The 13,509-nt window shown below is 63.6% G+C and carries 13 protein-coding genes; 9 read left to right on the top strand and 4 right to left on the bottom strand.

The window, feature by feature from the left end:
• The first annotated feature begins 156 nt into the window (after window positions 1-156).
• The 6 genes from E5221_RS17255 (at window position 157) to E5221_RS17280 (ending at window position 6,887) form a co-directional block, all read left to right on the top strand.
• Window positions 157-1,182, top strand: coding sequence for an ABC transporter substrate-binding protein (locus E5221_RS17255; protein WP_013973153.1), 1,026 nt, complete (start codon window positions 157-159; stop codon window positions 1,180-1,182).
• Window positions 1,179-2,096: an ABC transporter permease gene (locus E5221_RS17260; protein ID WP_247846065.1), complete on the top strand. Its 918-nt coding sequence runs from the start codon at window positions 1,179-1,181 to the stop codon at window positions 2,094-2,096. Before E5221_RS17255 ends, E5221_RS17260 begins: the two co-directional genes overlap by 4 nt.
• Window positions 2,097-2,102: 6 nt before the next feature.
• Window positions 2,103-2,912 carry an ABC transporter permease gene (locus E5221_RS17265; protein WP_015270845.1) on the top strand — a complete coding sequence of 270 codons (810 nt, stop codon included), beginning with the start codon at window positions 2,103-2,105 and terminating at the stop codon, window positions 2,910-2,912.
• Between the two features lie 19 nt (window positions 2,913-2,931).
• Window positions 2,932-4,080: an ABC transporter ATP-binding protein gene (locus E5221_RS17270; RefSeq protein WP_061304049.1), complete on the top strand. Its 1,149-nt coding sequence runs from the start codon at window positions 2,932-2,934 to the stop codon at window positions 4,078-4,080.
• 143 nt (window positions 4,081-4,223) lie between these two features.
• Window positions 4,224-5,531 carry a substrate-binding domain-containing protein gene (locus E5221_RS17275; protein ID WP_247846066.1) on the top strand — a complete coding sequence of 436 codons (1,308 nt, stop codon included), beginning with the start codon at window positions 4,224-4,226 and terminating at the stop codon, window positions 5,529-5,531.
• Between the two features lie 291 nt (window positions 5,532-5,822).
• Window positions 5,823-6,887 (top strand): TerC family protein, encoded by a 1,065-nt coding sequence (locus E5221_RS17280; RefSeq protein WP_247846067.1) that lies wholly within the window; start codon window positions 5,823-5,825, stop codon window positions 6,885-6,887.
• Window positions 6,888-7,193: 306 nt separating this feature from the next.
• On the opposite strand, the gene E5221_RS17285 is transcribed toward E5221_RS17280, so the two are convergent.
• Window positions 7,194-8,423 carry an acyl-CoA dehydrogenase gene (locus E5221_RS17285; RefSeq protein WP_013973159.1) on the bottom strand — a complete coding sequence of 410 codons (1,230 nt, stop codon included), beginning with the start codon at window positions 8,421-8,423 and terminating at the stop codon, window positions 7,194-7,196.
• Between the two features lie 140 nt (window positions 8,424-8,563).
• Between E5221_RS17285 and E5221_RS17290 the strand changes: the two genes are divergently transcribed.
• Both E5221_RS17290 and E5221_RS17295 read left to right on the top strand, forming a co-directional pair.
• Window positions 8,564-9,490 (top strand): LysR family transcriptional regulator, encoded by a 927-nt coding sequence (locus E5221_RS17290; protein WP_013973160.1) that lies wholly within the window; start codon window positions 8,564-8,566, stop codon window positions 9,488-9,490.
• A 171-nt stretch (window positions 9,491-9,661) separates the two neighbouring features.
• Window positions 9,662-10,816, top strand: coding sequence for an aminotransferase class V-fold PLP-dependent enzyme (locus E5221_RS17295; protein WP_054572084.1), 1,155 nt, complete (start codon window positions 9,662-9,664; stop codon window positions 10,814-10,816).
• 7 nt (window positions 10,817-10,823) lie between these two features.
• On the opposite strand, the gene E5221_RS17300 is transcribed toward E5221_RS17295, so the two are convergent.
• The 3 genes from E5221_RS17300 to nfsB all read right to left on the bottom strand — a co-directional run bounded on the left by E5221_RS17300 (window position 10,824) and on the right by nfsB (window position 12,459).
• Entirely contained in the window at window positions 10,824-11,261 is a 438-nt protein-coding gene (locus tag E5221_RS17300) for an RES family NAD+ phosphorylase (protein WP_015270851.1), read from the bottom strand.
• Window positions 11,258-11,707: an antitoxin Xre/MbcA/ParS toxin-binding domain-containing protein gene (locus E5221_RS17305; protein WP_182329420.1), complete on the bottom strand. Its 450-nt coding sequence runs from the start codon at window positions 11,705-11,707 to the stop codon at window positions 11,258-11,260. The genes E5221_RS17300 and E5221_RS17305 overlap by 4 nt, the downstream gene beginning before the upstream one ends.
• 98 nt (window positions 11,708-11,805) lie before the next feature.
• The gene (gene nfsB / locus E5221_RS17310; RefSeq protein WP_182329419.1) at window positions 11,806-12,459 is read right to left on the bottom strand and encodes an oxygen-insensitive NAD(P)H nitroreductase; all 654 of its coding nucleotides are present in this window, start codon (window positions 12,457-12,459) and stop codon (window positions 11,806-11,808) included.
• Window positions 12,460-12,563: 104 nt separating this feature from the next.
• On the opposite strand from nfsB, the gene E5221_RS17315 reads away from it, so the two are divergent.
• Entirely contained in the window at window positions 12,564-13,487 is a 924-nt protein-coding gene (locus tag E5221_RS17315; protein WP_015270853.1) for a LysR family transcriptional regulator, read from the top strand.
• Window positions 13,488-13,509 lie beyond the last annotated feature (22 nt).

The raw sequence follows: 13,509 nt of genomic DNA on the forward strand, positions 1-13,509 counted from the left end.
TACCATAATATGATATCCCGTAGACCTTGAATCTGCAGGCCGGCACCTACAATCAAAAACGGCCAAAAAACACTTTGTTTTAGCTGCTCCCCGAACACTGTTGGCGGGCGCACCACAAGCCCCGCCTCGAATAACAAAAGCAACGAGGGCGTAACCATGCTGTTGAGCAAACGTGTAACCGCAGTGCTGTCCGCCAGCCTGCTGACCCTGGCATGTCAGGCCGCCCAGGCCGCCGACAGCCTGAACTTCGTCAGCTGGGGCGGTACCACCCAGGACGCCCAGAAAGAAGCATGGGCCGTACCTTTCACCAAAGCCACCGACATCAAAGTCGTCCAGGACGGCCCCACCGACTATGGCAAGCTCAAGGCCATGGTCGAGAGCGGCAACGTGCAGTGGGACGTGGTCGACGTCGAAGCCGACTTCGCCCTGCGTGCCGCCAGCGAAGGCCTGCTAGAACCCCTCGATTTCACCCAGATCAAGCGCGACAAGATCGACCCGCGGTTCGTCTCCGACCATGGCGTCGGCTCGTTCTTCTTCTCCTTCGTGCTCGGCTACAACGAAGGCAAGCTCGGTGCCAACAAACCGGTGGACTGGACCGCACTGTTCGATACCAAGACCTACCCCGGCAAGCGCGCCCTGTACAAATGGCCCAGCCCAGGCGTACTGGAACTGGCGCTGCTGGCCGACGGCGTAGCCCCCGACAAGCTGTACCCGCTGGACCTGGACCGCGCCTTCAAGAAGCTCGACACCATCAAGAAAGACATCGTCTGGTGGGGCGGTGGCGCCCAGTCGCAGCAACTGCTGGCCTCGGGTGAAGCCTCGCTCGGCCAGTTCTGGAACGGCCGCGTCTATGCTCTGCAGCAAGACGGTGCACCGGTGGGCGTGAGCTGGAAGCAGAACCTGGTCATGGCCGACTTCCTGGTCATCCCCAAAGGTGCCAAGAACAAGGACGCGGCCATGAAGTTCCTGGCCAACGCCAGCAGCGCCGAAGGCCAGGCCGAGTTCGCCAACAAGACCGCCTACGCGCCGGTGAACGTCGACAGCGTGGCCAAGCTGGACAAAGACCTCGCGCAGAACCTGCCGACCGCCTACGCCCAGGACCAGGTCACCCTCGACTTCGCCTACTGGGCCAAGAACGGCCAGGCCATCGCAGCCCGCTGGAATGAGTGGTTGGTCAAATGAAAGTCGCCATCAACGCCCTGCATAACGCGCAAGGTGCCCCCACGGGCACCGGCGCCCCGGGAACGGCCCCCCGCCGCATCAGCCTGAGCCAACGCTGGAAAGGCAGCCGCAATCTGCTGCCGGCGCTGCTGTTCCTTGGCCTGTTCTTCTTCGCCCCGCTGGCCGGCCTGTTGCTGCGCGGGGTGCTGGAGCCAACGCCGGGCCTGGGCAACTACGAGCAGCTGTTCGCCAACTCGGCCTATGCGCGGGTGCTGTTCAACACCTTCTCGGTGGCCGGCGTGGTCACCCTGATCAGCGTGCTGCTGGGCTTCCCGCTGGCCTGGGCAATTACCCTGGTGCCCAAGGGCTGGGGCCGCTGGTTGCTGAACATCGTGCTGCTGTCGATGTGGACCAGCCTGCTGGCGCGCACCTACTCGTGGCTGGTGTTGCTGCAGAGCTCGGGGGTGATCAACAAGGCGTTGATGGCCATGGGTATCATCGATGCCCCGCTGGAAATGGTGCACAACCTGACCGGCGTGGTGATCGGCATGAGCTACATCATGATCCCGTTCATCGTGCTGCCGCTGCAGGCGACCATGCACGCCATCGACCCGATGGTGCTGCAGGCCGGCTCGATCTGTGGCGCCAGCCCGTGGACCAATTTCTGGAAAGTGTTCCTGCCGCTGTGCCGCTCGGGGCTGTTCTCCGGGGCACTGATGGTGTTCGTGATGTCGCTCGGTTACTACGTCACCCCGGCCCTGCTGGGCGGTGCGCAGAACATGATGCTGCCCGAATTCATCATCCAGCAGGTGCAGTCGTTCCTCAACTGGGGCCTGGCCAGCGCCGCCGCCGCACTGCTGGTGGTGATCACCCTGGTGCTTTTCTACCTGTACCTGAAGCTGCAGCCGGAATCCCCGGTTGGCAACGCGAGGTAAACCGCCATGCTCCTGTCTCCCAATGCCATGGGCCGCCCGCTGCGTACGGGCCTGTACCTGACCACCGGGGTCATCGCGGCCTTCCTGCTGTTGCCGGTGGTGTTCATCGTGTTGCTGTCGTTCGGCTCGTCGCAGTGGCTGGTGTTCCCGCCGCCGGGCTGGACCTTCAAGTGGTACGGCCAGTTCTTCTCCAACCCGGAGTGGATGGACGCCGCGCTGGCCAGCCTGAAGGTGGCCGTGCTGACCACCATCGCCGCCGTGCTGCTCGGCCTGCCCACCGCGTTTGCCCTGGTGCGTGGCCGCTTCCCGGGCCGCGAGCTGCTGTACGGGCTGTTCACCATGCCGATGATCGTGCCGCTGGTGATCATTGCCGTGGCGGTGTACGCGCTGTTCCTCAAGCTCGGCTACACCGGCACGCTGTTCGCCTTCGTGGTCAGCCACGTGATCGTCGCCCTGCCCTTCACCATCATCTCGATCATCAATTCGCTGAAGCTGTTCGACCAATCCATCGAGGATGCCGCGGTGATCTGCGGCGCCTCCCGCCTGCAGGCGATCTTCAAGGTAACCTTCCCGGCGATTCGCCCGGGGATGATCGCCGGCGGCCTGTTCGCCTTCCTGGTGTCGTGGGATGAAGTGGTGCTGAGCGTGATGATGGCCAGCCCCGACCTGCAGACCCTGCCGGTAAAGATGTGGACCACCCTGCGCCAGGACCTCAGCCCGGTCATCGCCGTGGCCTCGACCCTGCTGATCGGCCTGTCGCTGCTTGTCATGTTCATTGCCGCCGCCTTGCGCCGGCGCACCGAAGCCAACGCCTGAGCGCGCGGAGAAAACAACAATGAGTGCAGTGATCAAAGACAACGCGCACGGCAAGACCCTGGTCAGCCTGCGCGGCCTGAACAAGCACTACGGCGACTTCACCGCCGTGGACAACCTCGACCTGGAAATCCAGGACGGCGAGTTCCTGACCTTCCTCGGCTCCAGCGGCTCGGGCAAGTCCACCACCCTGTCGATGCTGGCCGGCTTCGAAACGCCGAGCAGCGGCGAGATCCTGGTCGATGGCCAGTCACTGGTCAACGTGCCGCCGCACAAGCGTGACATCGGCATGGTGTTCCAGCGCTATTCGCTGTTCCCGCACCTGAACGTGCGCGACAACATCGGCTTTCCGCTGGCCATTCGCAAGCTCAGTGCCAGCGAAACCAGCAAGCGCGTCGATGCCATGCTCAAGCTGGTGCAGTTGGAGAAGTTCGCCCACCGCAAGCCGTCGCAGATGTCCGGTGGCCAGCAGCAGCGCGTGGCTATCGCCCGGGCGCTGGTGTACGAACCGCGCATCCTGCTGATGGACGAACCGCTCGGCGCGCTGGACAAGAAGCTGCGCGAAGACCTGCAGGATGAACTGCGCCAGTTGCACCGGCGCCTGGGCATCACCATCGTCTACGTCACCCACGACCAGGAAGAAGCCATGCGCCTGTCCCAGCGCATCGCCATCTTCAGCCATGGCAAGATCGTCGGCCTGGGCACCGGTTACGACCTGTACCAGAACCCGCCGAATGCCTTCGTCGCCTCGTTCCTGGGCAACTCCAACTTCCTGCGGATCAAGGCCAGCAGCAATGGCGCGGGCAGCTTCGAGGGCCAGCCGGTAGCCATCCGCCTGACCCCGGGCCTGGCCGCCTCGCAGGATGCACTAATCATGGTACGCCCGGAAAAGGCCCTGGCCCTGACCGCCGAACAGGCCGCGCGCGAGCCGCTGCCGGCGGGGTGGAACCAGGTCAGCGCCAAGGTTGGCGAAGTGCTGTTCCTGGGCGAGAGCCAGACCTGCCATGTAGTGACCGCGGGCGGTACCGAGCTGACGGTCAAGGCGTTGTCGGCGGCGGGCATGCCGATGCAGCCAGGGGATACCGTGAAGGTGCGCTGGGCGGTGGCGGATGCGTGCATCTATACCGAGTGGGCGGAAAGTGACCTGAGCAAGTCTGCCGGGGCGCATTGAAACCGCTGGGGCCGCTTTGCGGCCCTTTCGCGACACAAGGCCGCTCCTACAGGGGCGGCCTTTCACTGCCCCATGGACTGTCACATTATCATCACGCCACTGTCGTAATCTGCCGGCCATCTCTATGCCATAGGCCTTCCGGCATGCCCCGCCTGCTTGTCTTGCTGCTCACCCTGCTGCCGCTGGCGACCCTGGCCGAGCCCGCTCACCTGCGCGTGCAAGGCTCCAACACCATCGGCGCGGCCTTGCTGCCAGCGCTGGTGCAAGGGCAATTGCGCGCACAGCAAGCTACCGCCATCGAACAATACCCAGGCAAGCTGGCCAACGAGACTGTCATCACCGCTCGCGATAAGCATGGCCAGCCTTTGCGCATCGACATCGCCGCACACGGTTCCAGCACCGGCTTCGTCGCCCTGGGCCATGGCGAGGCCGACCTGGCCGCCGCGTCGCGGCCTATCAACGACAACGAAGCAAGCCAACTGCAGGCTTTGGGCGACCTGCGCGCCGCTGCCGCCGAACAAGTCATCGGCCTGGATGGCGTCGCGGTCATCGTTCACCCCGACAACCCGCTACCACAGCTCACCACGGAGCAACTGGCACAGATCTTTGCCGGGCAGATCCAGCGCTGGGAGCAATTGGGTGTTGCCGGCGGGGCCATCCACCTGTACGCCCGTGACGACCGCTCCGGTACCTTCGAGACCTTCAAGGCCCTGGTGCTCGAACCCCAGCAAAGCGAGCTTTCGCCCAAGGCCCAACGCTTCGAGTCCAGCGACGAGCTGGCCGCGCGAGTGGGCGCCGACCGCCAGGCCATCGGCTTCAGCAGCCTGGCGGCGGTGCATGGAGCCAAGGTGCTGGCGGTGGCCGAAGGTGACGCGCCGGCCATGCTGCCGGAGCGTGCACTGGTGGCCAGCGAGGACTACCCGCTGTCACGGCGCCTGTACTTCTACCTGCCGGCCAACCCCAAGCCCCAGGCCAAGGCGCTGGCCGATTTCACCCAGAGTCCCGCGGGCCAGGCGATCGTCGCCCAACAGGGTTTCGTTTCGCAGCAGATCAAGGCCCAACCTGTGCCCCTTCAGGCCGACATGCCGCCGCGCTATCGCACCCTCGCCCTACAGGCGCAACGGTTGAGCGTGAATTTCCGCTTCCAGGAAGGCAGCGCCAGCCTCGACAACAAGGCCCTGCGCGATGTCCAGCGGGTTGTCGACTACCTGCGCCAAGCGGGCAAGTTGCAGCGCAAGGCGGTGCTGGTGGGCTTTGGCGACCCCAAGGAGACACCCGGTCGCGCCGCTCTGCTCTCCCGCCTAAGGGCCCAGGCGGTGCGCCGCGAGCTGGCGCGCGATGGCGTGGAGGTGCTGGAGGTGACCGGGATGGGAGATGAATTGCCAGTGGCAGGGAACGAGCTGGAGCAAGGGCGACTGCGTAATCGCCGGGTAGAAGTGTGGGTGCATTGATCTGAAAGCAGCACACACCCTGTAGGAGCAGCCTTGTGCTGCGAAGAGGCCAGTATGGCCAACACATTTGTGCAAGGTTGACCGGCCTCTTCGCAGCACAAGGCTGCTCCTACAAGAAGCGTGCTTAAGTGTGTGCCGTGCTTGGCAAAGAAATGTAACAGCTCCCCATTCGGCATCACCGGCAAACGGGTCTAGGCTCAAGCCCATGTGATACCGGGCCCCTCTGACGGCTGCCAGGCCGCCATGTCGGATCACTGTTGCCATGCAACGTCGACATTCAAGGAGGGGCTCATGACAGCTCTACACACATTCCTCACCACCCCGTTCCTCGGTACCAGCACCTGGTTGTGGCTGGTGTTCATGGCCATCGTCATCGGTTTGCTGGTACTCGACCTGGGCGTGCTGCACCGTCACGACCGGGAAATCGAAATGCGCGAGAGCCTGCTGCTGTATTCGGGCTATTTCAGCGTCGGCGTGCTGTTCGGCGTCGGTGTCTGGTACCAGTTGGGCGCGCAGTCGGCGCTGGAGTTCTACACCGGGTTCCTGGTCGAACAGTCGCTGTCGATGGACAACGTGTTCGTCATGGCGATGATCTTCAGCTATTTCGCCATCCCCCGCCGCTACCAGCACCGCGTGCTGTTCTGGGGCATCCTCGGGGTGGTGTTCCTGCGGGCGATCATGATCGGCGTGGGCGCGGCGCTGGTGCAGAACTTCGCCTGGGTACTGTATATCTTCGGTGCCTTCCTGCTGTTTACCGGGGTGAAGATGGCGCTGTCGAAGGAAGATAGCCGCCCCGACCTGGCCAACAACCCGATCCTCAAGTTCGTGCGCCGGCACATGCGGGTCACCGAGCAGATCCACGGCTCGCACTTCTTCGTGCAGCAGACCCCGCCCGGGCAGCACAAGGCGCTACGCCATGCCACCCCGCTGTTCATGGCGCTGGTGCTGATCGAACTGGCCGACCTGGTGTTCGCCGTCGACAGTGTCCCGGCAATCTTCGCCATCACCCAGGACCCGTTCATCGTCTACACCTCGAACATCTTCGCCATCCTCGGCTTGCGCTCGTTGTATTTTGCGCTGGCGGCGCTGATGCACCGGTTCGTTTACCTCAAGTACGCGCTCGCGTTGGTGCTGATCTTCATTGGCTGCAAGATCTTCTACCACGGCATGGTGGGCAAGGTGCCAGCATTGCTGTCGCTGGGGGTGACGTTCGGGTTGTTGCTGGGTGGGGTGGTGGTTTCGTTGGTCAAGACGCGGGGGGATAAGCCGGAAATCAAGGGTGCTCAATCCAGACAGCCTTCAAATGCCGATCGCACACTCAGCGAGAAGGAGGAAGACCCGCAGATGCGGGTCTGACCATCCAGAGAACCAGTGAGCCTTCAAGGGCCTCTTAGCGGGCAAGCCCGCTCCTACAGATATTGTGCACAGCTTGGAGGCAGCACAGTACCTGTGCGCTGTCGCACAGAGAACTGAACTCGCAAGCGATCCTCGTACCCTGTGGGAGCGGCTTTAGCCGCGAAGAATCCAACGCAGTGCATGGCACCGGCTGCGCCGGTGTTCGCGGCTAAAGCCGCTCCCACAGGGTCCCTGCTAATTCAATGAGTTATGTGCAGTTCTATGAGAGCGGGCAAGCCCGCGAAGAGGCCGGAACAAGCCGGTAAATCACCGCCCGCTACGCATCATCTCCGCCGGCACGTACTTGCCGATCTCATACTTGCCGATCGCCGCCCGGTGCACTTCATCTGGCCCGTCGGCCAGGCGCAAGGTGCGTTGCATAGCGTACATGTAAGCCAGCGGGAAATCGCCACTCACCCCTGCCCCGCCATGAATCTGGATCGCCCGGTCGATCACCTTCAGTGCCACGTTCGGCGCCACTACCTTGATTTGCGCAATCTCGCTGCGGGCCACCTTGTTGCCGACCGTGTCCATCATGTAGGCCGCTTTCAACGTCAGCAGCCGGGCCATGTCGATCTCCATGCGCGAGTCGGCAATCTTGTCGACGTTGCCGCCCAGACGCGCCAGTGGCCGGCCGAAGGCGGTACGCTCCACCGAGCGCTTGCACATCAGTTCCAGCGCTCGCTCGGCCATGCCGATCGAGCGCATGCAGTGGTGGATACGGCCAGGGCCAAGGCGCCCCTGGGCAATTTCGAAGCCACGGCCTTCACCCAGGATCACGTTCTCATACGGTACCCGCACGTTCTCGAAGAGCACCTCGGCGTGGCCATGGGGAGCATCGTCATAGCCGAACACCGGCAGAGGGCGGACAATCTTCACCCCAGGTGCATCGGTGGGCACCAGCACCATCGAGTGCTGCTGGTGGCGTGGCCCTTCAGGGTCGGACAGGCCCATGAAGATCATTACCTTGCAGCGCGGGTCGCACGCGCCGGAGGTCCACCACTTGCGGCCGTTGATTACCCATTGGTCACCGTCACGCACGGCGGTGGCGGCCATGTTGGTGGCATCCGAGGAGGCCACGTCCGGTTCGGTCATGGCGAACGCCGAACGGATCTCGCCACGCAGCAGCGGCTCCAGCCACTGGCGCTTCTGCGCTTCACTGCCATAGCGCACCAGCACTTCCATGTTGCCGGTGTCCGGCGCCGAGCAGTTGAACGGCTCCGGGCCGAGCAACGAACGGCCCATGATTTCCGCCAGCGGGGCGTATTCCAGGTTGCTCAGGCCGGCACCGTATTCCGATTCGGGCAGGAACAGGTTCCACAGCCCTTCAGCACGGGCCTTGGCCTTGAGTTCTTCCATGATCGCGGTGGGCTGCCAGCGGTCACCCTCGGCGACCTGGCGCTCGAACACCGCCTCGGCGGGGTAGACATAGGCGTCCATGAACGCGCTGACGCGCTCACGCAGTGCCTGGACCTTGGGCGAATAGGCGAAATCCATCGGGGCTACCTTCACGGTTCGGAGTACATGGGCCAGAGCCTAGAGCAGCATGGCCTCATCCACCTAGCCTATTTTCCGCGTGTATAAACATTCATAACCGATATATGATCGGCCAATAATTCCAACAAAGAGCGGCGCCCATGAACCTCAGCAAGGTCGACCTCAACCTGTTCATCGTGTTCGATGCGATCTACACCGAAGCCAACCTGACCCGCGCCGGGCAGATCGTCGGCATCACCCAGCCGGCAGTGTCCAACGCCCTTTCGCGGCTGCGCGAAACCTTCAATGACCCGCTGTTCGTGCGCACCGCGCAAGGCATGGTGCCAACGCCCATGGCGCAGAACATCATCGGCCCGGTGCGCAATGCCTTGGCACTGTTGCGCACCTCGGTGCAGGAAAGCCGCATCTTCAACCCGCAACAGGCCAACAAGACTTTCCGCATCAGCATGACCGACCTGACCGAAGCGGTCATCCTGCCGCCGCTGTTCCAGCGCTTGCGCCGCCTGGCGCCGGCGGTGCTGATCGAAAGCTTTTTGTGCAAGCGCCGCGAGACCACCAAGGAACTTGCCGCCGGCCGCCTGGACTTCGCCATCGACGCACCGTTGAACACCGACCCGCAGGTACGCCACGTCAAACTGATGCAAGACCGCTATGTCTGCGCCCTGCGCCAGGGCCACCCGCTGGCCGACAGCAAGCTGACCCTCGACAACTACCTGGGCATGACCCACATCCATATTTCCAGCCGCCGCAACGGCCTGGGCTATGTCGACCTGGCCCTGGGCAAGATGGGCGTGCAGCGCAAGGTTGCCTTGCGCTCGCAGCATTACCTGATGGCCTCGCAGGTGTTGCAGCAGACCGACATGGCGATGACCGTCCCCGAGCGCTTCGCCCGCCGCCATCAGTTGCGTTACCAGCCACTGCCGGTGGAGGTGCCTGCGCTGGAAACGCACCTGTACTGGCATGAAAGCACCGATCAGGACCCGGCCAACCGCTGGATGCGCGAGCAGATCACCGAGTTGTGCGAACGTGTGGTGGCCGAGGAAGAGAGGGCCTTGGAACCAGCCTGAACAGAATGGCGGGATGCGGAGAAAAAAATTCCAAGAAAAACTCGATAGATAGAAATTTTTCTTGATAGTTTCCAGAATAGAGCCGCTGGAAGTGAAAAATATCTCCGAAGTAGCGGGTACGCTTGCTCCAACGTTTGCCGATTTCACGGCGACAGACACGGACCCGCCCTCATGCCCAGCGCCCCGCTCTATTTCGATTACGCCGCCACCACTCCGGTCGACGACCGGGTCATCGAAACCATGCTCGCCTGCCTTGGCAGCCAGGGCAACTTCGGCAACCCGGCGTCCAGTGGCCATGCCTTCGGCCAGGCAGCCCGCCACGCCGTGGAGCAGGCCCGTCAGCAAGTGGCCGAACGCGTCGGCGCACAGGCCGATGCACTGGTCTGGACCTCAGGTGCGACCGAGTCCAACAACCTGGCGCTCAAGGGCATTGCCCAGGGCCTCGGCCAGCCCGGGCACCTGATCACCAGCCAACTGGAACACAAGGCCGTGCTGGACACGGTGGCCGAACTGGAGCGCCAGGGCTGGGCCGTTACCCGCCTGGCACCGGATGCTGCCGGCCTGATTCAGCCTGCGGCGGTGCAGGCAGCGTTGCGCGCCGACACACGCCTGGTATCGCTGATGGCAGTGAACAATGAACTGGGCACGATCACCGACTTTGCCGCGATTGGCGAACAGGTACGTGCCCACGGTGCCCTGCTGCACGTGGATGCGGCGCAGGCGGTGGGCAAACTGGCCATCGACCTGAACGCCATGGCCGTGGACTTGATGTCGTTCTCGGCGCACAAGGTGTATGGGCCCAAGGGCATCGGTGCGCTCTACGTGGGGCCACGCGCCCGCACGCTGATGCGTGCGCAGATGCACGGCGGCGGCCATGAGCAAGGCCTGCGCTCCGGCACCCTGGCGACCCACCAGATTGCCGGCATGGGCAGTGCCTTTGCCCTGGCCGGCCAGCCCGGCGACAGCGAACACCTGCGCCTCGAACAACTGGCCAGGCGCCTGCGTGAAGGCCTGCTGGCCCTGCCCGGCGTCACCCTCAACGGCTGCGCCAAACAACGCATTCCCCATACGCTGAACCTGTGTATCGACAGCAAGGGCTTCAACAGCGCGGCGCTGGCCAGCGAGCTGGCGTTGTCGACCACCTCGGCCTGCAATTCGGCGAGCAATGCGGCCTCGCATGTGCTGCTCGCGTTGGGGCTGGATGAACGCCAGGCACGTAACAGCGTGCGCCTGAGCATCGGGCGCTTCAGCAACGAGGCCGAAGTGGACAAGGCCCTCGAAGTGTTTGGCCGGGTGCTGACAGCGGCGTCAGCGGCACTTTGGTGAAACTTCCCTAAAACAGCCGGCTGTCCGGGGTGAAGTCCTCGACCTCGAGCCTGGCGCTGTTTGCCTGCGGATGGCGCGGGTTGAACAGGTAATTGGTGGTGCTGGGCATGATCGCGCTCGGCACCGGCAGCAGCAACGCCGAACACTCATCCAGAAAACGGTTGCCCAGGCCCCGGGTCAGTTCGGTCTGGCTCGACCAGCCAGGCTGCAAGGCGGGCAACTGCGCTTGCGAAACGGTGTCGGGCAACTCGATACGCAGCAGCCGCATGGTGGTGGGGAAATCCTCAGGGTCGATCTCCAGGTGCACCAGCACCTCCAGCATCGCCCCGGCCGGGCTGGTGGCGGCATACACCACTGGCCGGCCCGCCTGGTGCCAGCGGCCGCTGACACGCAAGCCGCCCGTTCCGCTCAAGTCTGCATAGGCGCTGATACGCCACAGAATCACAGGCCGAAGCCCTCGGCGATCTGCAGCAACATCTCTTCGACCTGGGTGGTGCCCTGCTGGGTGGTGAGCATCTGCATCGGCGTCAGCCCCGAGAAGCGCTCCTTGGGCTTGGACAGCCAGCGTTTTGCCTTGCTCGCTTCACCGAACACGGCTTCGGCCATGGCGGTGATATGGGCCGAGCGGAACAGCCGGTCGCTTTCTTCCACGGTCAGCGGCTGGTCACGTTCGATGCGGGTTTTCAGCGTGCGCAAGGGAATGATCTGGTCACGCTCCACAGGGGTGAACACGCCGAGTTCGGTCAGTTTCACCAGCCAGGTGGCAGCGAAGCCATGGGTGATGCGGGTGTGGATTTCGAAGTCACTGGCGAGTTCGGGGATTTCCAGCAGTGCATGCAGGCGCGCCCGGTACTCGTGGTAACCGTTGTCGCGAAGCACTTCGGCAAGCATGGCTCTCTCCTTTCCGGCGTTTGCCGACAAGTATGCGGCATATGCCGGATTTTGCAAGCCGACCGGAAAGACGGGGCCGCAGAGCGGCCCCGGCAACCTCACAGGAAGGTGAACACCTGCGAAGCCGGCAACCGCGACTTGTTCAGCCCGGCATTGAAGTCCGCATCGCTGCGATAGCCCAGGCTGAGAATGACCACACTGCTGTATCCACGCTCACGCAAGCCCAGCTCGGCATCGAGAATCTTGCTGTCGAAGCCTTCGATCGGGGTGGCATCCAGCCCATGTGCCGCAGCCCCCAGCAAGGCAGTACCCAACGCCAGGTAGGTCTGCTTTTCCATCCAGTGCTGCAGGTCTTTCTGGTCGAAACGGTGTAGGTCGACGTAGTGCCGGCGGCTCTGGTTCTGCCCGGCACGCGCCTGCTCATCGCGGAAGCGGCCATCGGCGGCTTCCTGGTGGAGCACGGCATCCAGGTGCGCTTCGGTCATCTCGGTTCGGGTGCAGAACACGATCACATGCGAGGCATCGAGGATCTTCGGCGAATTGTAGGCATAGCGTTCTGCGGTGCTTTTGGCCAGGCGAGCCTTGCCTTCGGCGCTGTCGGCAACGATGAAATGCCACGGCTGCGAGTTGACCGAGGAAGGGCTATGGCGCAGTTGCTCGAGCAGGGCATCGACAGTCGCCTGGGGAATGCGGCGCGAGGCATCGTAGGCTTTGGTGGTGTAGCGGCGCTTGGCCAGAGAGACGGTATCCATGCAACAACTCCGGGAATGAACAGAGGATTTGCCGGGCATCTTATCTTTCCTGCAGAAAAGAAAAACCGGCACAATGCAGCAACACTTTCATCCTTGGAGTGAAAATGCTGCGCATCGCCGACCTCGAACTGTTCGTCCGCAGCAGCGTGCTGGGCAGCTTCACCGCCGCCGCCCATGAGGCCGAACTGCTGCCGGGGCAGGTGGCCGCCGCGATCAAGCGCCTGGAGCGCGACCTGGATGTGCGCCTGTTCGCCCGCACTACCCGCAGCCTGCGCCTGACCGCCGAAGGCGAGTTGTACCTGCCGACTGCCCTGAATGTGCTGGAGAGCCTGCGCCAGGGGCGTGAAGACCTGCATGGCAACGCCAACACCCTGCGCGGTACCCTGCAGGTTTCGGCACCGTCCGACCTGGGCCGCAACATGTTGCTGCCGTGGCTGAGCGCCTTCCGCCGCGAGCACCCGGCCCTGCACCTTCGCTTCTTCCTGTCTGACCAGATTGCCGACCTCAACCGCGACCCGGTAGATGTGGCGATCCGCTACGGCCTCAACCAGGACGCCAACTACATTGCCCTGCCGCTGGCAGACTGGAACCGCCGGGTGCTGGTGGCGGCGCCCGACTACCTGGCCCGTCACGGCCGCCCCCTCACGCCCGACGCCCTGCAGCAGCATGCGTGCCTGCTGTACATGCAGCACAACCGGGTCTACGACAAGTGGCGGGTGGGCAACCGCACCGTGCAGGTGCGTGGGCCGCTGGTCAGCGACGATGCCGACGTGATCCGCCGCCTGGCCTTGCAGGGCGAAGGCATCGTCTACAAGTCGTGGCTGGATGTAAGCGCCAACATCGCGGCCGGCGAACTGGAAATCATCCTGCCCGAGCACTTTGGTGAACCCGCCCCGGTCACCCTGGTGTGCCCGCACCGCAAGCAGCTCACGCCCGCAGTTGCACAACTGCATCTGTGGCTGCGCGAACGCTTCGAGGCCTTGCGTAACCGGGCGCTGGCCAACGGCTGCACAATCGTTCCAGACTGAGCCTGGCCGTTGCGCTAAGGTA

Source organism: Pseudomonas sp. A2 (assembly GCF_023100865.1).
In the GTDB taxonomy this organism is placed as follows: Bacteria; Pseudomonadota; Gammaproteobacteria; order Pseudomonadales; family Pseudomonadaceae; genus Aquipseudomonas; species Aquipseudomonas asiatica.

What these genes read in the sequence shown, in the direction of transcription:
- E5221_RS17290 (WP_013973160.1), top strand. Translation starts at nt 8,564, where the DNA reads ATGAACCTCAGCAAGGTCGACCTCAACCTGTTCATCGTGTTCGATGCG.
- E5221_RS17260 (WP_247846065.1), top strand. Translation starts at nt 1,179, where the DNA reads ATGAAAGTCGCCATCAACGCCCTGCATAACGCGCAAGGTGCCCCCACG.
- E5221_RS17315 (WP_015270853.1), top strand. Translation starts at nt 12,564, where the DNA reads ATGCTGCGCATCGCCGACCTCGAACTGTTCGTCCGCAGCAGCGTGCTG.
- E5221_RS17265 (WP_015270845.1), top strand. Translation starts at nt 2,103, where the DNA reads ATGCTCCTGTCTCCCAATGCCATGGGCCGCCCGCTGCGTACGGGCCTG.
- E5221_RS17305 (WP_182329420.1), bottom strand. Translation starts at nt 11,707, where the DNA reads ATGCTTGCCGAAGTGCTTCGCGACAACGGTTACCACGAGTACCGGGCG.
- E5221_RS17275 (WP_247846066.1), top strand. Translation starts at nt 4,224, where the DNA reads ATGCCCCGCCTGCTTGTCTTGCTGCTCACCCTGCTGCCGCTGGCGACC.
- E5221_RS17285 (WP_013973159.1), bottom strand. Translation starts at nt 8,423, where the DNA reads ATGGATTTCGCCTATTCGCCCAAGGTCCAGGCACTGCGTGAGCGCGTC.
- E5221_RS17280 (WP_247846067.1), top strand. Translation starts at nt 5,823, where the DNA reads ATGACAGCTCTACACACATTCCTCACCACCCCGTTCCTCGGTACCAGC.
- E5221_RS17255 (WP_013973153.1), top strand. Translation starts at nt 157, where the DNA reads ATGCTGTTGAGCAAACGTGTAACCGCAGTGCTGTCCGCCAGCCTGCTG.
- E5221_RS17270 (WP_061304049.1), top strand. Translation starts at nt 2,932, where the DNA reads ATGAGTGCAGTGATCAAAGACAACGCGCACGGCAAGACCCTGGTCAGC.
- nfsB (WP_182329419.1), bottom strand. Translation starts at nt 12,459, where the DNA reads ATGGATACCGTCTCTCTGGCCAAGCGCCGCTACACCACCAAAGCCTAC.
- E5221_RS17295 (WP_054572084.1), top strand. Translation starts at nt 9,662, where the DNA reads ATGCCCAGCGCCCCGCTCTATTTCGATTACGCCGCCACCACTCCGGTC.